Source organism: Legionella wadsworthii DSM 21896 = ATCC 33877 (genome assembly GCF_000701265.1).
In the GTDB taxonomy this organism is placed as follows: Bacteria; Pseudomonadota; Gammaproteobacteria; order Legionellales; family Legionellaceae; genus Legionella; species Legionella wadsworthii.
On sequence record NZ_JNIA01000023.1, the window covers coordinates 201,232 to 224,297 of the forward strand.

Here is a 23,066-nt window from a genome sequence, read left to right on the forward strand (position 1 = left end):
TCAAATCCTCTTTGTATTCATTGCTGTTTAATAACAGTTTAAACGATTCGTGAGGATAATCCAGTAGCTATGGGATGAATTAGTTTCAACACTGCAGAAAGTATTTTTTGATTGGCAAGAAAATGAGAAGAAATAAAGGTAAATTTTTAGCCTCATCATCATGAGGCTAAAATTATTATTTTACTTTTTTCTCTTTGAAAAGAACGTGCTTTCGTACTTTGGGATCATACATCATAAGCTCCATCTTCTCAGGATGATTTCTTGGGTTTTTAGTTGTGGTTTTATAGTATCCAGTTCCTGCTGTGGATTCCATTTTCACTTTAATAGTGACCGCTGCCATGGTTTATCCCCTTAATTATACTTTTTCGCCTTTAGCTCTGAGTTTATCCAGAACTGCTTTTATACCTAATTTGTCAACAATACGCATACCTTTGGTACTCAGTTTTAATGTGACAAATCGTTTCTCTTCTTCAACCCAAAAGCTATGGTTCTGAATATTAGGCAGAAAGCGTCTTTTAGTTTTGTTGTTAGCGTGCGACACTTTATGACCAGTCATGGGTCGCTTGCCAGTTACCTGACATACTCTAGACATTGCGTTACTCCAAAATAGGTTTCAATTTAGGGCTTTTTCTTCAGTTGTCTTCGACAATCGGCTTTAATTTTCTACACTTCGATGGGTGCATACATTGTATGTACCAGACACCGATACTCAAAATTCAAAGCCATTGGCTCTAACTACTGAAACATAATAGACCCTATTGGTCTTTGTAAAATTCTGGGCATATAGCCGGATGTGAAATACAAGAGCGGTTTTATATCAAAAAAACGCCTTAGTTGCAAGATTTTTGTAAAAACATATAATTCACGATTTGACAAAATATGAGTGTTATTAATGCAACGCAGAATTAAAAGTTATGTTTTACGGGCTGGGCGAGTGAGTAACCGCCAGCGTCAAGGTCTCGATCTTTGGCTTCAAAATTATGAACTTACTGTAAATGGAACCCCTTGGGATTTAACAAAAGAATTTGATCACACGGCAGATACTGTTATTGAAATAGGTTTTGGCATGGGTGCCTCGTTGTTAACCATGGCTAAAAATAATCCCGAAAAAAATTATATAGGGGTTGAGGTACATTTAGCTGGCGTTGGAAGTTTAGCTGCTGATTTGCATGAATATCAATTATCCAATGTACGGATCGTTGTTCATGATGCAGTGGAGGTTTTACGCACTCAATTTTTAGATAATTCGCTTGCCGGGGTACAAATTTTTTTCCCTGATCCATGGCATAAAAAACGCCATCATAAAAGACGCTTGATTCAGAAAGAGTTTATTCAATTGCTAGCTCAGAAATTAAAACCGGGTGGTTTTATCCATTGCGCAACCGATTGGCAGGATTATGCAGAGTACATGTTAGCGATTCTATCAACAGAACCTTCTTTACAGAATACACAAAATGATGGAGGTTTTTCTCCCAGACCCCTTTCACGCCCACTTACTAAATTTGAACAAAGGGGACAACGTTTGGGGCATGGAGTATGGGATTTGATTTTCATTAAAAGGAATGACTCTTAATGAGGTGCCCTATCAACACTCAAGTGATTGATTCATTACTGGTTTTGTAGAAGTTTTAACTATTCTTTTGATCTTCTATTGTCCAATGTGTAATATAAAACGGGAAGGAATACTACAGGGGACGTATTATGGAATTTATCAAAGAAATAAATGCAGCAATCAAATTAGGATTGGATGAGTTTCAAAAATTCATTAGGGAAAAGCTGCAGGAAAATCAAAGTTATCTTGAAAGGCCTTTCTGGATAAATGGTGGAAGACAGATCACTGTACTAAATTATCTGATTCATCTGCATCATCAAAAAATCGAGAACTCAATTGATGAAGGAATTCCCTTCGATTTAACCCGTTTTATTGATGAGATTTTAAACCAAGTTCAGGATAAAAATATCGGCTTGCCACTCCATCAAGCAATTTCTGAATCCAAAATTGAATTGGCCCTTCATCTTCTAGAAAACTTTACTTTTAATGTGGATCACCGAGATGAGGAGGGGCGGACCCTATTGTCTTTGGCCTTAACCACGAAAGACCGTGCATTATTAACCAAAATTTTAGATTGTAAACCCAATATCCATGCAGCAACCCGTTTTCCAGAGGACAATATACTTTTCCAACCCCTACATCAAGCCATACTGTTGGATTTTGCTTCGGGGGTGAACAATTTAACAAGAGCTGGAGCAGATGTAGCAAATCCTGTGGGCGTACAGAAAGACACTCCGCTCTTGTTAGCGGCAGGACAGGGAAAAATTAAGGCATTAGAAGCATTGTTGGAGGAAGCGCCGGTAGAGCTGCTAAAAATTGACGCTGAGAATGATAATAATTCTGAGGATGTGAACCATGGCGAAACAGCCCTTGAAGCACTTTGTAGGCAATTGGAGCGTAACCGTAAGGATAAAGAATTGATTCGAGGCGTTGCTATGTTGCTTTGCCGCGGAGCAGAACCCCCGCGAAAAGATGGATTGTGCCAATTATTAGCCGATAGACGCAGTGATTTGCTTAAAGAAATTGATGCTTATATGGATACCAGACCTGGATTGGTTGATCCTTTTGTAAACCGATGTCATATCACCGACAGCGCATTGTACAAAATTATGTATGTCGATCATTCCTGGGGAAGTACGTTACGTCAGCTTTTTGGAAAGCCAAGTGATGCAGCTTTCGCCATTGAACGGCTGGTTACTCGAAAATATAGCCGCCGTTCTGAAGGGGAACATGATGCGATCTTGCCAACTGCCGCTGCAGTTCCGTTAAGAGGAGATGAACCCCCTTTAAAACTCTATGCTGAATTTGTAAGAAGATATAATGAGGCTTATGAAAATCAAAGAATTCCTAATCCCTGGAGTACGATGCGATGGTTGATTGCTGAAGGAAAATGTAATTGGAGCACAGTTAAAGAATATGCGCGTAATCATCCTGGATCCAGAACGCAGATTATATTTGATGATATGTTTAAAACGTTACCTAAAATGCAAGTCCATGAAAAGATTGAAAACGCAACAGTAGAAGTTCCTCATGAAAACCAGGTGACTTTGTAAATTGCCTGTCTCATGAAAAAGGTCTAGCTTAAGTACGGATGGATATGACGTGAACATTGGATTATTATAATTTGAATTAAAACCTTTAGGACGTGGCATTCTATGAACATCAGTTTGTTTTTTTTAAGTTTAATTTGTTTTATTGGTATGATAAGTCCTGGACCAGATTTTATATTGGTGACGAAAAATGCGTTTTTGTATCCTAAGCGTCAAGCTTTAGCCACTGCCTTAGGTATTGTTACCGGATGTCTTTTTCATGCCACTTATTGCATTTTGGGTTTGGCATTTATTATTACTCAAAGTATTTTTTTGTATACGACAATTAAATATGTGGGCGCTTGTTATTTAATTTATTTGGGATTAAAAGGTTTAAAGTCAAAACAATTGAAGGTCATAGGTCAGAATCTGCCTACAGTAAAAAATATTTCTACAACTAAAGCATATATGGAAGGTGTATTATGCAATGCTTTAAATCCAAAACTGGCTGTTTTTTTGCTGAGCTTGTTTACACAGTTTGTTTCCATAAATGCCTCGATGAGTGATAAAGCTTTAGTAGCTGGTGTGTTTGTTACGGAATCTGCTTTATATTGGCCTTTGGTCGTTTTATTCCTTCAATCCAATAAAATTCGAAAAATATTTCATAATTTCCAAGCCGCATTATCTCGCCTGTTTGGTGGTTTATTGGTTTATATTGGTATTCGCGTGATGTTAAGCGCCGATTAACTTTCAAAGGAAAGAAATGTGAAAGAAGCTATAGGTCTTAAAAAAACAGAATTAGATACACCTTGTTTGTTAATTGATAAAAATATCTTAAAATCCAATCTGGGAGTGATGAGAAATCATTCTATTGAAAATAAAATTGACATCAGACCTCACTGTAAAACTCATAAATGCTCCGAACTGGCGCGTTTACAAATTGAATATGGGTCAATTGGTGTTTGCGTCGCCAAAGTCTCCGAAGCTGAAATCCTGATCCAACAAGGTATCCCGAATATACTGATCACATCTCCCATTGTGACTCAAAATAAAATTTCACGACTCATGAACTGTCTTGAAAAGGCTCCTTCGACTCTGGTTGTGGTAGATAATCTGCAAAATATTGCTGCTTTAAACGAAGCGGGCTCATGTTGTAAAAAAATAATTCCTGTGCTGTTGGATGTGGATGCAGGAATAGGACGTACAGGGGTCAATCCGGAATATGTTTTAGAATTTGCTTTCAAAATAAAGCAATTACCCTGGCTCAAATTAATGGGTATTCAATGTTATGCCGGCAACTTACAGCATATACCTTTTTATAATGACCGAAAAAAACAATCCTTGCACATCATGCAAATGGCAAGTGATCTGATAAAAAACTTAAGAGAAAATGGCATCCACTGCTCTATTCTCACGGGGAGTGGGACAGGAACTTTCGATATAGATGTCCAAGCCACGGAAGTTACTGAAATTCAGCCGGGTTCCTATACGGTAATGGATGTTCAGTACATGAATATTGGGTCCAAAGAGGATGAAAAACAATTTAATCTCTTCAAGCCAGCCCTGACACTTTTAACTACAGTAATCAGTAACAACCGAACAGAGCATGTGACTGTAGATGCAGGTACCAAAGCCATATATGTAGACAAACAAAGGCCGCAAATTATCAGCCATCATGGATTAGTTTATGATTGGGGTGGATTTGGCGATGAACATGGTAAAGTCTTTGCGGTGCATGGCAGTCCATTACCTTCCTATGGAGAGGTTTTAGAGCTTGTTGTCCCTCACTGTGATCCCACGATAAATTTATTTGACCAATTTTTTATTATTGAAAACAATCAAGTGGTAGATGTTTGGAAGATTGATCTAAGAGGAAAGTGTCAATAAAAATTAAATTCGGCCAAGTAAATAATTATAACTCTCACCTGAGATTAATAATTCACTGCTTTTTCGTACTCCTTGACTTTTTTTGCGCAAAGTGGAGCTGTGGTTTCTGTCAGGTATTTTGTTGCCTCGTAATGTACTGTCTTGCTACTTAGATTAGGCTGGCGTAATTGGTTGATTAAAGCTTCATTATGACTAAAACTTTTTAACCATTTTTTTAGCTTGCGGAGGCTCCATACATGCCGATAAATTTTTCTGTTCCTGATCTCTTTTATGACAATAAATTTAGGTAATTTAAATGGCAGAACGTCTTCATTGATAAGAAGTGCTGCCATAACCCATCGTAAAGAAAGGAATGATGGGTGGAAATCACCGCTCCGATGGCTGATATTTTTTAGGGTAGTCCCTGATTTATCTTTAAATTTTATATTGCCCGCGGTTAAGCAGCATGCGGTTTCTAACGGATCACCCGTCATTTGAAAATGTTTTGGCGCTTTATTATGAGGCCGAGTCTCGAAAGCAAACCACAATTTACCTGAGGTATCCACCAGGAAGCGAAAAATAGTTTCTTTCTCTTGTACCAGTAATTCCTTTAAAGTAGCTAGAGAGTTCACAGAATAAGAATCAGCCTCACTATTAACAGCCGTTTTACCTGCATAAAAAAGATTCTTTGGATCTGGAGGGCAAGAAAAAAATTCTCGATACAACTGGAAACGTTTTAAAAATAAAATCATGCTTTTCATAGGGATAGTGGGTTATTACCTCCATGAATACAACAAATAAATAGCTACCGTCAAGTTTATTCACAAGGATATATAGTACAAATAGGTTCATATGACAAAAGATCGAGGCAGATGTTTTTAAAATTTTTTTCTTGATTCAATCCCAAAGAATTTTTTTAGATTAAGCATTGCAAATTCAATTTACTCTATAACATAATCACACAAAAAAAATAACAAGGAATGTCCATGAAATTTAAACTCTTTACTACTGCTTTCTTAGTTGCGGGAGTAGCTTCTGCCGCTGCCCCAGTAAATGGCTGGTATGCAAGCGGTTTTGGCGGTTATACATACTCACCTTCTAACGTAGAAAGGCTTTATTATGGTTATTTGCTCTCTGATGTGCATTATCGCTACGGCTATAATGCAGGCGGCGGTTTTGGATACCAAAGTAATCCCATTCGTTATGAATTCCAATATAATTACATCTATGTAGATACTAACCGCTATAGTGTCAATCATGTTCCTGCATTGGAAATTGATGGGGGAACCCGGGCGAATGTACTTTTGGCAAATATTTATTACGATTTTGACAAAAAGTTTGGTGAACTTTCTCCTTTTCTTGGGGTAGGCATTGGTTATGGCTTTATGCACGCTACTTTAAACAGTACAAGCCGTTTCAAAAAGCCTCATTTTAACATTAACCAAGACTCTTTCGCCTATCAAGGAACTGCAGGCTTGACTTACAATTTCCGGAATAATTTCGCAGTCAATGCAGCGTATCGCTATTTAGCATCCACTGAGACCAGCTATTGGGGTAAAGTCTTCCAGGCCCACATGGCTGATATTGGAATCATATACCGATTTGATTGGATTGGCTTTAAATAGCATACAATAGTGTAATTCCACTTGAAAACTTGCTTAAACTTCATATACCCCATAGAATTCTACTTTTCTTAGAACATGCCAGGAGAGTAGTACATGGGGTGGAATGAGCCAGATAAAGGCAAAGATCCCTGGAAGGGTAAAAATCAGCCTCCAGATTTAGATGAGGCGCTTAAGCGCGTTCATGACAGATTAAAAAGGCTATTTGGCGGTGGTGCCAAACCAGGGAATGAACCTTCCAAAAAATCCAATAGCGGTTTAATCACTGGAGTAGTTGTCCTATTTGCTTTAATACTTTGGGCATTAGCTGGCATTTTCATAGTAGATCCTGCGGAACAAGCAGTGATTCTTCGTTTTGGTAAATATGTTGAAACAGTAGGGCCAGGCCCGCATTGGATACCTAGAATAATTTCTTCCAAAATCATTCTGAACGTCGACAGAGTATTGGATTATTCCTATTCTGGACAAATGTTGACGAATGATGAAAATCTGGTTTCAGTATCCTTGGCAGTTCAGTATCGTATTGGGGATTTAAAAGAGTATCTTTTTAATGTAGCTAACCCCGAAGAAAGCTTACAACAAGCAACTTCGAGTGCTTTAAGACAAGTAGTCGGTACGACAACTCTGGATCAAATGATAACGGAAGGACGGGAAGTTTGGGGTAATAAAGTTCAAGATACCCTGGTAAAAACACTCGACTTATATAAAACGGGTATTGTTATTGTAAACGTATCGCCTCAACCTGCACGCGCGCCTGAAAGTGTACAGGATGCTTTTGATGATGCAATTAAGGCACAAGAAGATGAAAAACGCTTTAAAGAGCAAGCTTATGCCTATGCTGCAAGAGTAGTTCCTATTGCAGAAGGGAGAGCAAGTCGTATTCAACAAGAAGCTGAAGCATATTCCAAAAAAGTAGTTCTCAATGCTCAGGGTGAGGTTTCAGAATTTTTAGCCTTACTCCCTCAATATACTGCTACCCCAAGCATTACAGCAGAACGTATGTATTTAGAAACAATGCAAAGGGTTTTAAGTAAAAGCAGTAAGATCATCGTAGATAGCAAATCCGGTAATGTCTTGTATCTACCATTAGATAAACTGTTTGACAGAGCTTCGAACTTCCCACAAGGCATTGCAAAAAATGGTAAAGTACAAGGTGATGAAGCCAGCGATGCAGAAAATTTGGTCGATGGTCGTGAATTTACCAGACCTATCTATCGACAAGGGAGAGATCAACAATGAGAACAATGGGTAAAGCCCTTGGCATATTAGCTATTTTAATCATTCTCTTTTTATTGACCAGTGTATTTACTGTAACGCAAGGTCAGCAAGGAATCCTTTTACGTTTAGGGCGTTTGGTTCATGAGGATTTAACGGATAAAGTAAAAGTATTAAATCCGGGATTACATTTTAAAGTGCCATTTGTTGAAAATGTGCGCATTTTTGATACTCGTATTCAAACTATGGATATCAAATCGACTCGTATTGTCACCAAGGAAAAAAAGGATGTGATGGTTGATTACTACGTCAAATGGCAAATTACGGATTTGGCTCAGTATTTTAGATCAACTGGTGGAAGTGAATTTAAAGCAGAGACTTTATTGGAACAACAATTAAACACCTTATTACGGGCGCAGTTTGGTAAACGTACCATTTCTGAAGTAGTGTCGGGCGGCCGTGATGATTTAACTGAATTACTTCGTAAAGCAGCTCAAAAGCAAGCCGGTGGCTTAGGCCTTATTGTTGTCGATGTACGCATCAAAGGGATAGAGTTGCCAGCAAATACCAGTAATGCAATTTATCAGCGTATGCGTGCGGACATGCAAAAAATTGCAAATAGACATCGGGCTGATGGTCAAGCAGCAGCTGAAGAAATTAAAGCCAAAGCGGATGCTGATGTGATGGTTTTATTGGCGCGTACACGGAGTAATGCACAAAAGGTAAGGGCAATTGGACAAGCGCGTGCCGCATCAATTTATGCTGAAGCATATAATAAGAACAAGGATTTCTTTGCTTTATTCCGCAGCTTACTTGCATATGAAGGAAGTTTTAAAAGCAAAAAAGATATTTTGGTATTGGATCAAAGTAGCTCCTTTTTCAATTATTTTAAGGAAGCGATACCAAAAAATGATGGTGTACCCGCTAAAAAGTAACTATAATGTTGGGTTTTGGTAACTATTCATCCTGTCTCAAAATCATGGAGAACGTCCAGATTCAAGTGCAGACTGAATAAAAAATATTCTGAACCTCCTCGACATTTTTTGATTGTGAGTGAACTTTTTCAGAATATTTTTTTGGCCACCTTTGGGATTCTGAACAGAATTTGGCGAGTAGTTAATATTTAGTTGAAATGGGTTTCAGCAATTTTCAATAGAGCAGCGAATAGCATTTTGCAAATTAAGAGTAGATCATGGGTAAAAACGTTGTTGTTTTAGGAACGCAGTGGGGCGATGAAGGCAAGGGTAAAATTGTCGATTTATTGACGCAAGATGCACGGGTTGTTGTTCGTTATCAAGGCGGTCATAATGCCGGCCACACCTTAAAAATTAATGGGGTAAAAACCGTTCTGCGTCTTATTCCATCCGGTATGTTAAGACCACACGTGCGTTGTTATATCGCAAACGGAGTCGTTCTGTCACCAGATGCCCTACTTGGAGAAATTAAAGAATTGGAGCAAAGCGGGGTGGATGTTCGTTCGCGTTTACGTATTAGTGCGGCTTGTCCTCTAATCCTTCCTTTTCATGTCGCCATGGATAAGGCTCGGGAAGCCTACATGGGCAATTCAGCGATTGGTACGACTGGCCGCGGTATAGGACCAGCCTATGAAGACAAGGTTGCTCGACGTGCCTTGAAAGTCAATGATTTATTTCATCCTGAGCGTTTCGAGAAAAAATTAGAAGAACTGTTGGATTTCTATAATTTTATTCTAACGCAATATTACAAGCAGCCTGCTATCGACTTTGATTCGATATTGGATTCTGCATTACATTGGGCAGAAGAATTAAGGCCAATGGTATGCGATGTGTCTGCCTGTTTGCATGAGCACAGGGAAAAGGGAGACAATATTTTATTCGAGGGAGCCCAAGGGGTTTATTTGGATATTGATCATGGTACTTACCCTTTTGTGACTTCATCAAATACCTGTGTGGGATCTGTCATTAATGGTGCAGGATTTGGTCCGAAATACCTGGATTATGTTTTAGGTATTACTAAAGCCTATACAACCCGAGTTGGAGGTGGGCCGTTTCCAACAGAGCTTTTTGATGATGTCGGAAGACAAATTGCAGAGCGAGGACAAGAGTTTGGCGCTGTGACCGGAAGGCCCAGACGTTGTGGCTGGTTTGATGCAGTTTTGCTCAAGCATTCTATTGAGTTAAATAGCATTACAGGTTTATGTCTTACAAAACTGGATGTTTTAGATAATTTGGATGTGCTGCGTATTGCTGTGGCATATAAAGATGAAAACGGTAATTTGCTTTCTCGTCCGCCTCAGGCCGCTGCTGATTTCCAGGGCATAGAGCCTGTTTATGAGGAAATGCCGGGTTGGACAGAATCCACTGCAGATATAACCAATATGAAGGATTTACCTGCAAATGCACTTGCCTATTTAAAACGAATAGAACAGCTGCTTAAGGTACCGATTGATATTTTATCTACTGGCCCAGAACGGAATTCGACAATTATATTACGCGATCCATTCCAGGTTTGATTCCTCGCACTAGAGGACCCTGTTGCTTGTCCAAAGGATCCAGAAATTGCAAAACACTGGATCCCGTGGACAAGCCACGGGGCGTAGTTAAAATGAATCAGAAAACCTTACAATCTTCAGAAGATTGAAGTGAGTTAATAATTCTACAATATCTTGTGGCTTATTAATCTCGGTTCAATCTGAACCGATGTGTATAACCCCCGGGTCAGGCTGCCTACGTCCCGTGGCTTGTCCACGGGATCCAGAAAGTATCTGCAAGGGCATGCAACCTCCGTGTACAAACCATAACTTTTAAAACGTACTTTCAAAAGCTTTCATTTTTTTCTCCAGCGTCCACTGTAATTTGGCTTTTTCGCTTGTTTTGATAAATTCCTGACAGCTTTTGCTTTCTAAATCATGACAATCATCGACTAATAAGGCTTTATCTGTATCCGACCAAATACTGATTCCGGGTATAAATGCATAGGTGAGCGCATTTCTATTGATCTGCTTTATGGTTTGATAATCTAAATGATGATTTAATACTGCTTTTACATACTGTTGGGTTAAATTTGTGCGCAAGATGCCTTCATCATCAGTAGATAAAACGACAGGGACATGGTGTTTCAGATAAAAATTTAAGGGGTGACTACGACCATCAACCTTTAATATTTTAATATTACTGACTAAATTAATTTCTACTGCCTTATGATGCTTGGACATATAGTTCAAAGTATCTTTTAACTTGTTTTCAGAAGCAATGGAAACTCCATGACCAATTCTTTGGGCTTGGCCTATAAAGAGTGCATCATGAATGTGAAAATCCAAATCTTCGGGAGTGACAATTTCCTGAGTTAATTCACCTGCATGCAATGCAATATTCACTTGTGGATAAAACTTATGAAAATACTGATATAGTTGCATCTGTTTACGATAGTCGCGAAGTGATATGAGACCATCTTCCGGTTGCACCAAGTTCACCCCAACCAGAACTCCTTTCTCTGCCATCGATTGGGCTACAGCCTCAAAGGCATTTAATGTTTGTGCAAACAGATTATCGAACGACTGCTCCCTGAGGGAATAGTATAAAAATTTTACAGTTATTTGACATGCTTTTTTTCCTGGGTTAAGGTCACAGCCTAACTCATGGCGTGCCCGTTTTAACATTCGATTTGCTTCTACTGCCGTATAATTCACATTGCTTTGGAAATCCTGATTTGCCAATAAAATTTTTCTTTTTTCGCTAAAGGACTTGGTTGCTTTAAGCATATCGCCGAAGTGGGTCGAATGAGCATTATCCGGTAAAACCATTAATTCCATATATAGTTCGTTTTGCTGAGCGGCAGTTTTTAACACCGAAGCAATCAGTTCGGCCTGATGGTCTGCAACAATGGTATTGAACTTAAAAAATGAATTAAAAAAATGATCATGTCCTGATTCTTTAAATGGAACAAAATCTTTCATCGACCAGCTTCTTATCACACTTGCATAGAGTTCAGGGTGATTCAGCAGATCTTTTGTATTCACCCCATGGCATACCGAGTTAGTTTTACTAACCGCTTTGGTAGTTGTATTTAAACAATAATTTTCTTTTGTTGCCAGCTCAAGCATGATTTCTGGATAAGCACCTCCCGCTAAATGGTAATGCAACTCTCCACCTTTAGGCATTTTTTTCAAAAAAGCATATAAGTCATTAGGTTCGCTTTTGATTTGATCAAAGTAGGACGAAACATTTGCTTGAGCAAAAGGGGAGAGCAGTAGCCCAGCTAAAAGAGCAATTGATTTAATATAGTTCATTGTATTCTAAAATGAGTCATTTTTGAGGGATTATCGCACACTTATTGTTAAACCCCAACCATTGTATTTAGATACCATTCATAGCAAAATAAATTTTGAGTCCATTGGGACTGTTTTGATGGAGTGAGAATTGGACCTGCAACAAAAAGAGGTCTTGGAGACTTGAGTTGATTTTTTCAATGTAAAAGTCATATCAAATAGGAATGATGAACATGAACCATTTTTTCTCAAAGACTTATGCTTTTTTAGGAATGCTTTTTATTTTACTCCCTGTAAATATTTGTTGTGCCGCGGCGGATTTGAATGCAGGTGAGCCTAAAAATAAAATGACCATCAATGTGGGTATTTATGCGCCTTTTTCAAGTAAATCTGCTTTTATCGGCAGGAATATGTTAGGTGCAATGGAAATTGCACGGGATCAACTCAAGTCTCAAGACATCCACTATGAATTTTATACCTTGGATAACACGTCCAACCAAGCAAATGCAGCAAGCACACTACAGAAATTTATTGATGCCCATCATATTAATGTCCTACTCACTGAAGGATCTGAAAGCGGGGAGTTAGTCGCCCCTTTAGCAAAAAAGAACAAATTGCTTCATTTTTGCCTCACTGAGGAATCGCTCTTTACGGATGGTATGAATAATTTTAAATCTGAGAGTCCAAATCATCAAAGAGCTGCTATTCTGACACAATCCAGTAAACCAGAATTTATTGCGCAATTTAAACAAGAATATTTTAGCAACCCTGTAAGTGAAGCAGGATATGCTTTTGACATCTTCCATTTGGTGCATCAAAGTGCCATTCTCTCTTTGAAAACTCATTCGGATTTTTCTAGTGAAGACATTGCAACGCATTTATTGGCCCTGGGTGCAGGAACTGGCGTTATGGGACCTTTTCACTTGAGTGATAAAGGGGTTTCTTATAAGAGGCAAATACTTACAGCATAATTTAATTTTCTAAATTACTGTTTGCTAAAAAAGGTCCTGGGTTAGGCGGTGACCTTAACCCAGAGATTCTATTCACAAGTTTTTTAGCAAATTATCTATTAGCTAGAGCCATTCCTTCTAAAACAGTTAAAGCAGCATAGAGTTGATAATCATTATGCATTAAATCATCAATTAGCGCTTTAGCATTTTTAGCTTTAGTCGCTTCCTGATTGTTTTTATTGAGAATGTGTCCATTTAGACTGGCCTCGCTAAAACCGGATAGCTCCGATTGCTTAGAGGCAACGTTTTTAGGAATTTCTAACTCGTTCACCACGATATCAGGTATAATTCCTTGAGCTTGAATTGATGTTCCTGCTGGGGTGTAATAAAGAGCTGTAGTGAGTTTAATTCCAGTTTTATCATCCAGTGGCAGTACAGTTTGCACTGAACCTTTCCCAAAGCTTGTGGTACCGAGTATCACAGCTCTTTTGTTGTCTTTAAGCGCACCGGCCACAATTTCGGCAGCAGATGCAGAACCATTGTTAATGAGAACTACCATGGGTGCATTATGCAACACATCGATACCTTTAGATAAAGCGGTGAAATCCGAACCAGGCAAGCGGCCTTTTGTTGAAACAATTGTTTCTGGTTTCCCTGATTTATCTTTTCCAAGAAATGCATCGGAAACTTGGATGGCTGAATCAAGCAATCCTCCTGGGTTGTTGCGTAAATCCAATACCAAGCCCTTTAAATTTCCTCCAGACTGTTGTTTGAGCCTTTCTATCGCTTGCAACATATCTTTTCCTGTTAATGCCTGGAATTGAGTTAATCGAATGTACCCATAGCCAGGGGCTAGCAATTTACTTTGTACGCTTTTGATTTGAATGACTTCTCGAATCAAATCGAAGGTAAGCGGTTTGTTCGCTCCTTTACGTAATACAGTCAACTGGATGGTACTACCAGCTTTACCACGCATCATGTTGACCGCATCTTTCAAAGTGAGGCCTTGAACTGAGTCTTGGCCTAGCTTAATAATATAGTCCCCTGATTTGATGCCTGCTTTAAAGGCTGGAGTATCCACAAGAGGAGTAACCACTTTAACCACACCTTCTTCCATAGTGACTTCTAAGCCCAACCCCCCAAATTCACCGCTAGTTGAAGTTTGCAGTTCTTTAAATTCATCTTCATCCAAATAACTGGAATGAGGGTCAAGTCCATTGAGCATGCCGCGTATGGCATTATCAAAAAGTTCCTTATCATCAATAGGTTTGACATAATATTTTTTAATTTCCCCAATCGCATTGGAAAATCTTTGAACATCTTCTAAGGGAACTGCCTTTGAAGTACTTGAGCTCGTAGAAGGATCTGTATTTGCCTCATCGTCCGCATAGCTTGTGAGAGGCAACATGAGAGTAAACGCGTATACTACCGCAAGCGAGCGGGGATATAGTTTTCTTGTCAACATAGCGATCTCCTCAGATGCAAGGCTACAAAATCAGCCATCTTCCTTTATTATAATTATTGAGATGCAATTAAGGTGCCAGAGTTTTACTTAGAACAACCAGCTAAGTGGTGGAATTGCTTTTCCCCTTAATCTTATCTCAAAGTATAGACCGTTTTGTTTAATTCCGCCGCTATGTCCAACACTTGCAATTTGTTCATTTTGAACTACATATTGACCTTTGCTTTTAAATAAAGATTGATTATGAGCATATAAAGTCATAAATCCTTGTCCATGATCAATGATAAGCAATAAACCATATCCTTTTAACCAATCGCTAAACACTACTTTGCCTGGATAAACGGCGGTAACTACCGTTCCTTCTTCGGCAAAAAATGTCACCCCCTGATTCATTTTACGAAAAGAACGGCCAGTGTTCTGGATCGGAAGCGGCAATTTTTTGCGCATTTGACTAAATGCTTTATGCGTCGGGTTCATAGGTTTGCTCGCCGGCGACATACTTTGTTGGGTTAATGACTTCAATAGACGCGCTAAATTTTCTTTATTTTTTCGCACGTCCCGCAATGTATTTTGTTTGTCTTGTATTTCCTGATTTAAAGTGTTGATGAGTTGTGTATGATAACTTTTATTTTGTTGCAGCTGTTGCTGATGCTGGGTCAGGGAATCCTTAAGCTGTTGGTTGGCAACCAGTTCTGTTCTCAGTTTTTCTTTGCTTTCGCCCAAACTTCCTTTGGTTGTGTCAATTCTTTCAATTAATTGTTGTCGTGATTTAATGATGTATTGGTAATAAGTTAAAATTCGACTAATTTGATTCGGATCATCTTGGTTGAGTATTAATTTAAGCGGTTGATATTCACCCATTTGATAGCGGGCTCGGACATGATTTGCCAATAATTGTTGTTGCTTGCTCAATTGTTCATTTAATTGATTGACTTGCTTCTGTAGATCAGAAATTTTATTTTCTTTATTCTTTATATCCACTTGTATGTCGCGTAACTTGCGAACCCCAACCCCGATCTGCTTTTCAGTCTCCGATAATTCTTTATTTAATAGTTCCTGCTTGTTATGCGCCGAGTTTAAATTTTGTTGGAGACTATTTATCTGTGCATCCAATTGTTTCATTTTGTTTTGTGCTTGGGCTACAGAAGGTGTTGGCGTTGCATGTGCCTCCAAATATAAAAACGTATAAAAAATGAACCCTAAGAAAGAATAGCCAAAATGTCGCTTTCTATGAACATTTAATTTATCACTGAATTTTTTTAGGGATTGAACGCAGGGATGAATTAAATTAGGGTAAGATAAATTAAAATAAATTATATCAGTCCATTTATTCATGTGTGTTTTTTTCTAACAATTTTAATCCTGTCATTTCCCTTGGCGGAGAAATTCCCAGCAAGCTCAGTATTGTGGGTGCAATATCTGTTAAGCTGCCTTCAGTACGGGCAAAATGCCAGCCTCCTCCCACATACACCAAGGGTACGGGCTCGCTCGTATGAGCAGTATGTGCTTGGTGTGTTGTTTCATCAAACATTTCTTCAGCATTGCCATGATCAGCAGTGATGAGCAGCTTTCCCCCTTGTTTTTCCAGGGCCTGCCAGACTTTGCTCATACATAGATCCAGGCATTCTATTGCCTTTAGAGTCGCTTTAAAATCACCACTATGTCCCACCATATCCGCATTGGCATAATTACAAATGATGACATTATAAGTTTGATCCTCAATTGCTTCTACCAAAGCCTCCGTCAATTGTGGTGCGCTCATTTCAGGTTGTAAATTATAGGTGGCAACCTTAGGTGACGGAATTAGTATTCGTTGTTCCAGGTTAAAAACATGTTCCTTTCCTCCATTAAAGAAAAAAGTCACATGGGCATATTTTTCAGTTTCTGCAATACGTAATTGACTTAATCCATGATTGGCGAGTACTTCCCCTAAGGTATTATTTAAAGGTATTGAGGGAAAGGCTTCGGTAGTCGCTAAATTTTTATCATATTGAGTCATGCTGACAAAATAAGATAATTTTGGTATGGCTGCCCGGGGAAATTTTTCAAAATCACGATCAACAAAAGCAGTAGTTAATTGTCGTGCCCTATCTGCACGAAAATTAAAAAATAATACGGCATCTCCATCTTCAATTGTTTTTATTTCGCCGATACGGCTAGGCGGAATAAACTCATCGGATAAATTTTGTTTGTAATAATACTTGATTGCTGTCTCTGCATCCGAAAAATAGAGATCACTTAAACCCTCAGTGATTAATTGGTAAACTGGTTCAATTCTTTCCCAACGATTGTCTCTATCCATAGCATAATAGCGTCCGCTAATGGAGCACACTCGTGCCACTGGGTAGGTTTTTAGCTCAGTTTTAAGGCGTTCCACACTTTGTAATGCACTTTGGGGCGGGGTATCTCGACCATCTAAAAATAAATGTAAATAAATTGAGTTAAAATGATGTTGTGCGCATAACTTAAGTAGCGCAAATAAATGTTCCTCATGGCTGTGAACACCTCCTGGAGAAAATAGGCCTATGAGGTGCAGTGATTTCCCTGATTTCTTTAATGTCTCAATGACTTCATTGAATACGGGGTTATGGAAGAATTCCCCACTTTTTATACTGTCATTAATGCGAGTAAAATCTTGTTGAATGACTCTTCCGGCACCAATATGCATGTGGCCTACTTCAGAATTACCCATTTGCGCGTCAGGTAATCCGACAGAGTATCCGGAGGCTTGTAAAAGAATATGCGGGCATTGTTCCCACCATTCATCCCATTGAGGGGTATGGGCTTGCGCAATTGCATTATGCTTATTATTTTCGTTATACCCCCAGCCATCCAAGATCATGAGCACTAAGGGTGATTTCTTTTGCATAAAAGCTCTCCACAAAATCTAATCGGTAATTTGAATGAATCAAATTATACATGAATTATTCTGTATTCCGTAATCATTCACGGGCACCTATAAAATCTTTGGCGGTTTTTAACTTTACTTGTTTTAATATGAAGACTCTCAATTAACTCATCATGGTTGAATAGTGACATTTCTGTATTAAAGAGGTTAGACTATGCACTATTTATTTAATTTGGATGCGTAGTTTTGAAACAAAAAATTCCTCAGCATGTGGCCATTATTATGGATGGCAACGGTCGTTGGGCTGAAAGTAGAGGGCTGCCGCGTATTGAAGGTCATAAAGCAGGAGTTGAATCTGTCAAGGCGATGATCCGCTGCTGTATGACCAAAAAAATTCCTTGTCTCAGTTTATTTGCTTTCAGTTCTGAAAATTGGTCTAGACCTGCAGAGGAAGTTAACTTTTTAATGGAATTATTTTTAGATTCTTTACAAAAAGAACTCCCGGAATTAAACCAGCATGGCATCCGTATGCGGTTTACCGGGGATCGAAGTTTGCTTTCTCCTATGTTGCAGAAACAGATGCGAGAGGCTGAGCTTTTAACTCAAAATAATGATCAATTAATTTTAAATGTTGTGGTCAACTACGGTGGTAAATGGGATGTAGTGAATGCGACAAAAAAAATAGCCCGCCTGGTTTTAGATGGTGAACTATCTATAGATGAGATAAATGAGACCAATTTCGCACTTTGTTTAGATACTGCAGGTTTACCTGATCCCGATTTATTTATTCGTACTAGCGGGGAACTGCGGATAAGTAATTTCTTTCTCTGGCAACTTGCTTATACAGAGCTCTATTTTAGCGAAGTTCACTGGCCAGACTTTGGAGAACCCGAGTTTGAACTGGCTTTAGCTTCTTTTCATAAAAGAAAAAGAAGATTTGGACAAATTTTCTAATATAACACTAAGGCAAAAATATGTTTTTACAACGTTTGATTACAACATTGATTTTAGTACCCTTAGTTTTATGGCTTATTTTTTTTGGAAATCAGTGGGTTTTGGCTGGAATTGTTTTACTGATTTATCTTGCTGCAATTAAAGAGTGTTTCCAGCTCATCCCCTTGGAAAATTGGATTCTGCGCGTTGGATTTTTGGTTTTGATGCTTACGTTTTTGTGGGCATGCGGCTATTTTTTTACTTATTGGTTATATATCGGATTAGTTATTTGGTTTTTAAATGTTTTGGCTATTCTAACCTTTCCAGCCTCACAAAAATATTGGGGGTATCCTGTCATTGTTGCGGGTTTATGTTTGCTGCTTTTACCTTTATTTGTGCAAAGCCTCATTCATTTATATACTTTGCCTCAAGGTAAAGCTTTATTAGTTTATTTGTTATTTTTAATATGGGTTTCAGATACTGGAGCTTATCTAAGTGGTAAGCTCATGGGCAAACACAAATTAATTCCTCAAGTGAGTCCAGGAAAAACTTGGGAAGGAGTATTGGGAGGAATTGTTTTGTCCATGCTCATTGCTTGGGGTGGATACGCTTATTTTCATCCTGTCGCTATAGTTAATTGGTTCCTTTTAGCCTTATATACTATAATTATTGCGATCTTTGGTGATTTATTCATCAGTATATTGAAGCGTCGTTGTCATTTAAAAGATACGGGTGCCATTATACCTGGTCATGGGGGTATTTTAGATCGATTGGATAGTTTAATTGCAGCTTTACCTATATTTTACTTTGGATCTACTTTTAATTATCCACTGGGGTAGTTACCTGGTACAAAGTGATATAAATGCTCGAGGGATGTTCATCACAAGTTTGCAAGAGTGATCATATACCTAAGTTATCGAAAATTTAAAAATAAATTTTTTCGATTATTACTTCATTGGGGATAGCACTATGCTTTCAACATTGCTGTATTTTCTTTTGGCGTTAGTCTTGTTAGTTACCATACATGAATATGGCCATTTTCAGGTAGCGCGTTGGTGCGGTGTGAAAGTACTGCGTTTTTCTTTTGGTTTCGGGCCTGTGCTTGCGCGTTGGCGAGATAAAAAAGGAACGGAATATGCCTGGTCTCTCTTGCCTTTGGGTGGTTATGTCAAAATGCTCGATGAATCCGAAGGAGATGTTCCCGAAAATGAACGTCATCTGGCTTTTAATAATCAGTCGCTCTGGAAAAGAGCTGCAATAGTACTTGCTGGTCCTTTTTTTAATTTTATTTTTGCTTTTGTCGCTTTATGGTGCGTGCTGGTTATTGGGATGCAATCTTTAGCACCTATGATTGAAGCAGTGAAGCCAAATAGTATTGCAGCATATGCTGGAATAAAATCTAATGAAGAAATTGTTGCTTTAAATGATACAAAAATAAACAGCTGGAGAGATTTCCAATATGCGATTATGCCTCTTGTTGGTTCAGGGGAAACCATACAATTAACGCTGAAGTCCTTAAAAAATGGTCATCAACGACAGGTTTCTTTACCTTTGAACAATTGGAACTTGGATAGTAAAAAACCCGACCCGCTCCTAAGCCTTGGCATTGAACCCTTTATCCCTTCTATACCTCCAATAGTAGGTGAAGTAATACCTAATTCTCCGGCAGCAAAGGCAGGATTACAAAATGGTGACAAAATTTTGAGTGTTGATGGAAAGTCTTTTAATGATTGGCTTTTTTTAGTGGATTATGTACAAGTGCATCCCGATAAAAAAATGATTTTATCCATTAACAGAGTAGGCAGCATACAAAAACTTGCCGTACAAGCTGGGAGTCAAGAAAATAAAGGGAAAATTGAAGGGTTTTTAGGAGTACGTTCTCAAAAAGTTAATTGGCCAGCCCACTGGTTACGGTTGGAAAGGCAAGATCCCATAACCGCCCTTGGCACAGCGTTGAAACAAACAGTGCAACTTACTGGTACTACATTTATTTTGATGGGTAGATTAGTGACAGGTAAGTTGGGATTAAATAGCATCAGCGGCCCTGTAGGCATTGCACAAGGGGCTGGTGATTCTGGCCGCAGTGGATTAACATCCTACTTATTTTTTCTAGCCTTGGTCAGCATCAGTTTGGGGGCATTGAATTTATTACCTATTCCCATGCTGGATGGCGGGCATTTATTTTATTATGTTTTAGAAGCTATTCTCCGTAAGCCTGTGTCTGATAGCTTAAAATCAGCAGGAGCTTATTTGGGATTAATGATATTAGCCGCTTTGATGTTTATCGCATTGACCAATGATTTATCGAGACTTGCTGGATAGTGGATACTAATTAATCGATCACACAATCGCAAAGTATTGGCAAAGCCAAGGAACAAAAACTTGACAGTAGTTTCTACTTCCTATAAAAAGTGTTTCAATTTTTGGTGTACAGAGTTTGAGTATTAAAAGTACACGTAGTACTGGGCGTAAAATAATAATGAAAAAAATCAGTAGTAAATTAATATTAGGTGTTTGTTGTTCCTCGCTAATCGCTTGGTCTACACAAACAATCGCAGCAGATACTTTTGTTGTTCGCAGTATCAAAGTGACTGGACTGAAACGTGTTTCTACGGGTACAGTACTCAATTATATTCCTGTCCAAGTTGGAGAGGAAATTGGGCCAGAATCAACTGCTGAGATTATTAAAACTCTTTACGATACCGGTTTCTTTCAGTCTGTTTCATTAGAACGCCAGGGCAATGTTTTAATTGTAAATGTAGTTGAAAGGGAAACTATCGGTTCTATAAGTGTCGTAGGAAATAAGGAAATTCCGAGTGACAAAATGAAAGATTTCCTGAAAGAGATGGGTTTGGTTAAGGGACGAGTTTTTCAAACCTCTACTTTAGAGCGTTTGGAAAAGGAGCTAAAACAAGCCTATAGCGCAAGAGGGAAATACAATGCGCGCATTGAAACACGCGTCACGCCTTTAACAGATAATCGTGTTGGCATTACAGTGACCATCTCTGAAGGGCGAGTCTCGCGGATTAAACAAATTAAAATCATAGGCAACCATGATTTTTCTACAAATGAATTATTGCCTGAGTTTGCCTTATCCAAGTCAGGAATCTTTACTTATTTCACAAAAAAGGATCAATACACCAAGTCAGGTATGGATGCCTCTTTAGAAGCCTTACGTTCTTTTTACATGGATAGAGGCTATTTAAAATTTAAAATTATTTCCTCTCAAGTGTTGTTATCGCCTGATAGAAAAGATGTTTATATTAATGTTCATATCGAAGAGGGGCCTCAGTATCATTTTGCAGGTTACAAAGTAGTTGGTAAACCCATTTTGCCACCGGAAAAAATCAATTCTCTGATTCAAGTCAAACAGGGTTCAGTTTTTTCACGCAAAAAGGTAACTGACTCCATTTCAGCTATTGGGCTGGCCTTAGGTGATGTCGGTTATGGATTCCCTGCAATAAATGCAGATCCTCAAATTGATGAGGAAAACAAAACAGTTTTTATAACTTTTATTGTACAGCCTGGCCGTCATGTTTATGTGCGCCGTATTAAATTTCACGGCAATACGAAAACGAGTGATTATGTCTTAAGGAGTGTCATTCGCCAGGATGAGGGAGGATTACTCTCTTTACACAATATCAAAGAATCTGAGCGGCAATTACGTTTACTTGGTTATTTAAAAAACGTTGACGTGAAGACCACGCCAGTCACCGAAGAAAATAATCAGGTTGATTTAGATGTACAAGTTGAAGAAGCGCCCTCTGCAGAAGCAAGTGCATCTGTTGGATATGGTACCAATGGTTACCAATTAAATGCCTCCATTAACCAGCATAACTTCATGGGAACGGGGCGCTCAATGGGGGCTGCGTTTACTGCGAGTAAATGGGGTCAAGACTACACAATAAATTATTACAATCCATTTTATACCGACACTGGGATTGGTCGTGGTCTTAACTTATATTATGCCCGTGTTGATCCTAGAAATCTCAATGTAAGTACATACAGCTCCAATCGTTTTGGAGGGGATGTGAACTACAGCATACCCCTTGGGGAAAGAAGCAGATGGCAATTGGGATATGGTTATCAAGATGTAGAAATCAAAACTGTTGGAAACGTAGTTCCCATTAAGAATTTTGTGGACATCTATGGAACACATTTCCAAGAAGTTCGCTTGTCTACTGGATGGAATCGAAATAGTTATGACCAATTTCCTTATCCTACCCGGGGAATAAACCAACAATTGTCGGGAGTGATTGCCCTTCCTGCTTCATCCAATTCACTATCCTATTATAAAGGATCTTATCAAGCGAGAATGTATCAACCTATTGCACGTGGGTGGATTTTTTCTTTGCAAGGGTTTGCCGGATATGGGAACTCTTTTAATAATAACGGCTTGCCATTTTTCGAAAATTATTATGCAGGGGGTACCGCACAACCTGGTCAGGTACGAGGATTTGACAGCTACTCTTTAGGACCATTAGATAATTTCCGTAATTCAGTGGGTGGTAACTTATTACTCAGCGGAACGGCAGGAATTATATTGCCCTATCCCTTGAGCCGGGACAATGTGCGAACAACAGCTTTCGTAGATGCAGGTAACGTTTTTGCTGTGAATACTTTGCCTGAATTAACTGGAAAATATGAAGGACCTATAAGATATTCCGCAGGTCTTTCTCTCGAGTGGCGTTCACCTTTTGGTCCATTGGCGTTTAGCATCGCCAAGGCATTGAATCCACAACCGTTCGATCAAAAGCAATTGTTCCAATTTGCTTTATCCTCAGGGTTCTAATCGCATATATTTTTATTCTTACCCTCTCTATAGAGAGGGGGAATTTATCTC

At 38.7% G+C, this 23,066-nt stretch carries 20 protein-coding genes; 13 read left to right on the top strand and 7 right to left on the bottom strand.

Annotation, left to right across the window (positions count from 1 at the left end; all coding sequences use genetic code 11):
- Window positions 1-175: 175 nt before the first annotated feature.
- Both rpmG and rpmB read right to left on the bottom strand, forming a co-directional pair.
- Entirely contained in the window at window positions 176-340 is a 165-nt protein-coding gene (gene rpmG, locus BU07_RS0103210) for a 50S ribosomal protein L33 (RefSeq protein ID WP_003635328.1), read from the bottom strand.
- A gap of 15 nt (window positions 341-355) precedes the next feature.
- On the bottom strand, window positions 356-592 hold the full coding sequence (gene rpmB, locus BU07_RS0103215) for a 50S ribosomal protein L28 (protein ID WP_019233564.1): 237 nt from the start codon (window positions 590-592) through the stop codon (window positions 356-358).
- 300 nt (window positions 593-892) lie between these two features.
- On the opposite strand from rpmB, the gene trmB reads away from it, so the two are divergent.
- The 4 genes from trmB (at window position 893) to BU07_RS0103235 (ending at window position 4,968) form a co-directional block, all read left to right on the top strand.
- Entirely contained in the window at window positions 893-1,573 is a 681-nt protein-coding gene (trmB, locus tag BU07_RS0103220) for a tRNA (guanosine(46)-N7)-methyltransferase TrmB (RefSeq protein WP_031563671.1), read from the top strand.
- A 128-nt stretch (window positions 1,574-1,701) separates the two neighbouring features.
- Window positions 1,702-3,105 carry a Dot/Icm T4SS effector AnkC/LegA12 gene (gene ankC, locus BU07_RS0103225; protein ID WP_031563672.1) on the top strand — a complete coding sequence of 468 codons (1,404 nt, stop codon included), beginning with the start codon at window positions 1,702-1,704 and terminating at the stop codon, window positions 3,103-3,105.
- Window positions 3,106-3,207: 102 nt separating this feature from the next.
- Complete coding sequence (locus BU07_RS0103230) at window positions 3,208-3,828, top strand: LysE family translocator (protein ID WP_031563673.1); 621 nt, start codon at window positions 3,208-3,210, stop codon at window positions 3,826-3,828.
- Between the two features lie 18 nt (window positions 3,829-3,846).
- Window positions 3,847-4,968 carry a DSD1 family PLP-dependent enzyme gene (locus BU07_RS0103235; protein WP_031563674.1) on the top strand — a complete coding sequence of 374 codons (1,122 nt, stop codon included), beginning with the start codon at window positions 3,847-3,849 and terminating at the stop codon, window positions 4,966-4,968.
- Window positions 4,969-5,012: 44 nt separating this feature from the next.
- Here BU07_RS0103235 and BU07_RS0103240 read toward each other — a convergent pair whose 3' ends face one another.
- Entirely contained in the window at window positions 5,013-5,699 is a 687-nt protein-coding gene (locus tag BU07_RS0103240) for a hypothetical protein (protein ID WP_031563675.1), read from the bottom strand.
- A 234-nt stretch (window positions 5,700-5,933) separates the two neighbouring features.
- Here BU07_RS0103240 and BU07_RS0103245 point away from each other — a divergent pair, with 234 nt between their 5' ends.
- The 4 genes from BU07_RS0103245 (at window position 5,934) to BU07_RS0103260 (ending at window position 10,275) form a co-directional block, all read left to right on the top strand.
- Window positions 5,934-6,572, top strand: a complete 639-nt coding sequence (locus BU07_RS0103245) for an outer membrane protein (protein ID WP_031563677.1) — start codon at window positions 5,934-5,936, stop codon at window positions 6,570-6,572.
- 93 nt (window positions 6,573-6,665) lie between these two features.
- Window positions 6,666-7,808 carry an FtsH protease activity modulator HflK gene (gene hflK, locus BU07_RS0103250; RefSeq protein ID WP_031563678.1) on the top strand — a complete coding sequence of 381 codons (1,143 nt, stop codon included), beginning with the start codon at window positions 6,666-6,668 and terminating at the stop codon, window positions 7,806-7,808.
- Complete coding sequence (gene hflC / locus BU07_RS0103255) at window positions 7,805-8,719, top strand: protease modulator HflC (protein WP_031563679.1); 915 nt, start codon at window positions 7,805-7,807, stop codon at window positions 8,717-8,719. Before hflK ends, hflC begins: the two co-directional genes overlap by 4 nt.
- Window positions 8,720-8,976: 257 nt before the next feature.
- The gene (locus BU07_RS0103260; RefSeq protein ID WP_031563680.1) at window positions 8,977-10,275 is read left to right on the top strand and encodes an adenylosuccinate synthase; all 1,299 of its coding nucleotides are present in this window, start codon (window positions 8,977-8,979) and stop codon (window positions 10,273-10,275) included.
- A 291-nt stretch (window positions 10,276-10,566) separates the two neighbouring features.
- On the opposite strand, the gene BU07_RS0103265 is transcribed toward BU07_RS0103260, so the two are convergent.
- Window positions 10,567-12,051, bottom strand: a complete 1,485-nt coding sequence (locus tag BU07_RS0103265; protein ID WP_031563681.1) for an adenosine deaminase family protein — start codon at window positions 12,049-12,051, stop codon at window positions 10,567-10,569.
- Window positions 12,052-12,263: 212 nt separating this feature from the next.
- Here BU07_RS0103265 and BU07_RS0103270 point away from each other — a divergent pair, with 212 nt between their 5' ends.
- Complete coding sequence (locus BU07_RS0103270) at window positions 12,264-13,001, top strand: type 1 periplasmic-binding domain-containing protein (protein WP_031563682.1); 738 nt, start codon at window positions 12,264-12,266, stop codon at window positions 12,999-13,001.
- A gap of 91 nt (window positions 13,002-13,092) precedes the next feature.
- On the opposite strand, the gene BU07_RS0103275 is transcribed toward BU07_RS0103270, so the two are convergent.
- From BU07_RS0103275 to gpmI, 3 genes are all read right to left on the bottom strand, one after another.
- Window positions 13,093-14,445, bottom strand: a complete 1,353-nt coding sequence (locus BU07_RS0103275; protein WP_031563683.1) for a S41 family peptidase — start codon at window positions 14,443-14,445, stop codon at window positions 13,093-13,095.
- Between the two features lie 87 nt (window positions 14,446-14,532).
- Complete coding sequence (locus tag BU07_RS0103280) at window positions 14,533-15,777, bottom strand: murein hydrolase activator EnvC family protein (protein ID WP_084157782.1); 1,245 nt, start codon at window positions 15,775-15,777, stop codon at window positions 14,533-14,535.
- A complete protein-coding gene (gpmI, locus tag BU07_RS0103285; protein WP_031563686.1) occupies window positions 15,770-17,311 on the bottom strand; it encodes a 2,3-bisphosphoglycerate-independent phosphoglycerate mutase in 1,542 nt (513 codons plus the stop codon). Before gpmI ends, BU07_RS0103280 begins: the two co-directional genes overlap by 8 nt.
- A gap of 225 nt (window positions 17,312-17,536) precedes the next feature.
- Here gpmI and uppS point away from each other — a divergent pair, with 225 nt between their 5' ends.
- From uppS to bamA, 4 genes are all read left to right on the top strand, one after another.
- Entirely contained in the window at window positions 17,537-18,244 is a 708-nt protein-coding gene (uppS, locus tag BU07_RS0103290; RefSeq protein ID WP_031563688.1) for a polyprenyl diphosphate synthase, read from the top strand.
- A 20-nt stretch (window positions 18,245-18,264) separates the two neighbouring features.
- Complete coding sequence (locus BU07_RS0103295) at window positions 18,265-19,062, top strand: phosphatidate cytidylyltransferase (protein ID WP_031563689.1); 798 nt, start codon at window positions 18,265-18,267, stop codon at window positions 19,060-19,062.
- A gap of 130 nt (window positions 19,063-19,192) precedes the next feature.
- Window positions 19,193-20,545, top strand: a complete 1,353-nt coding sequence (gene rseP, locus BU07_RS0103300; RefSeq protein ID WP_031563690.1) for an RIP metalloprotease RseP — start codon at window positions 19,193-19,195, stop codon at window positions 20,543-20,545.
- A 157-nt stretch (window positions 20,546-20,702) separates the two neighbouring features.
- A complete protein-coding gene (gene bamA / locus BU07_RS0103305; protein ID WP_031563691.1) occupies window positions 20,703-23,015 on the top strand; it encodes an outer membrane protein assembly factor BamA in 2,313 nt (770 codons plus the stop codon).
- Window positions 23,016-23,066: the final 51 nt, after the last annotated feature.

Coding starts and splice junctions, on each gene's coding strand:
- rpmG (WP_003635328.1), bottom strand. CDS start 340: ATGGCAGCGGTCACTATTAAAGTGAAAATGGAATCCACAGCAGGAACT.
- rpmB (WP_019233564.1), bottom strand. CDS start 592: ATGTCTAGAGTATGTCAGGTAACTGGCAAGCGACCCATGACTGGTCAT.
- trmB (WP_031563671.1), top strand. CDS start 893: ATGCAACGCAGAATTAAAAGTTATGTTTTACGGGCTGGGCGAGTGAGT.
- ankC (WP_031563672.1), top strand. CDS start 1,702: ATGGAATTTATCAAAGAAATAAATGCAGCAATCAAATTAGGATTGGAT.
- BU07_RS0103230 (WP_031563673.1), top strand. CDS start 3,208: ATGAACATCAGTTTGTTTTTTTTAAGTTTAATTTGTTTTATTGGTATG.
- BU07_RS0103240 (WP_031563675.1), bottom strand. CDS start 5,699: ATGATTTTATTTTTAAAACGTTTCCAGTTGTATCGAGAATTTTTTTCT.
- BU07_RS0103245 (WP_031563677.1), top strand. CDS start 5,934: ATGAAATTTAAACTCTTTACTACTGCTTTCTTAGTTGCGGGAGTAGCT.
- hflK (WP_031563678.1), top strand. CDS start 6,666: ATGGGGTGGAATGAGCCAGATAAAGGCAAAGATCCCTGGAAGGGTAAA.
- hflC (WP_031563679.1), top strand. CDS start 7,805: ATGAGAACAATGGGTAAAGCCCTTGGCATATTAGCTATTTTAATCATT.
- BU07_RS0103260 (WP_031563680.1), top strand. CDS start 8,977: ATGGGTAAAAACGTTGTTGTTTTAGGAACGCAGTGGGGCGATGAAGGC.
- BU07_RS0103265 (WP_031563681.1), bottom strand. CDS start 12,051: ATGAACTATATTAAATCAATTGCTCTTTTAGCTGGGCTACTGCTCTCC.
- BU07_RS0103270 (WP_031563682.1), top strand. CDS start 12,264: ATGAACCATTTTTTCTCAAAGACTTATGCTTTTTTAGGAATGCTTTTT.
- BU07_RS0103275 (WP_031563683.1), bottom strand. CDS start 14,445: ATGTTGACAAGAAAACTATATCCCCGCTCGCTTGCGGTAGTATACGCG.
- BU07_RS0103280 (WP_084157782.1), bottom strand. CDS start 15,777: ATGAATAAATGGACTGATATAATTTATTTTAATTTATCTTACCCTAAT.
- gpmI (WP_031563686.1), bottom strand. CDS start 17,311: ATGCAAAAGAAATCACCCTTAGTGCTCATGATCTTGGATGGCTGGGGG.
- BU07_RS0103295 (WP_031563689.1), top strand. CDS start 18,265: ATGTTTTTACAACGTTTGATTACAACATTGATTTTAGTACCCTTAGTT.
- rseP (WP_031563690.1), top strand. CDS start 19,193: ATGCTTTCAACATTGCTGTATTTTCTTTTGGCGTTAGTCTTGTTAGTT.
- bamA (WP_031563691.1), top strand. CDS start 20,703: ATGAAAAAAATCAGTAGTAAATTAATATTAGGTGTTTGTTGTTCCTCG.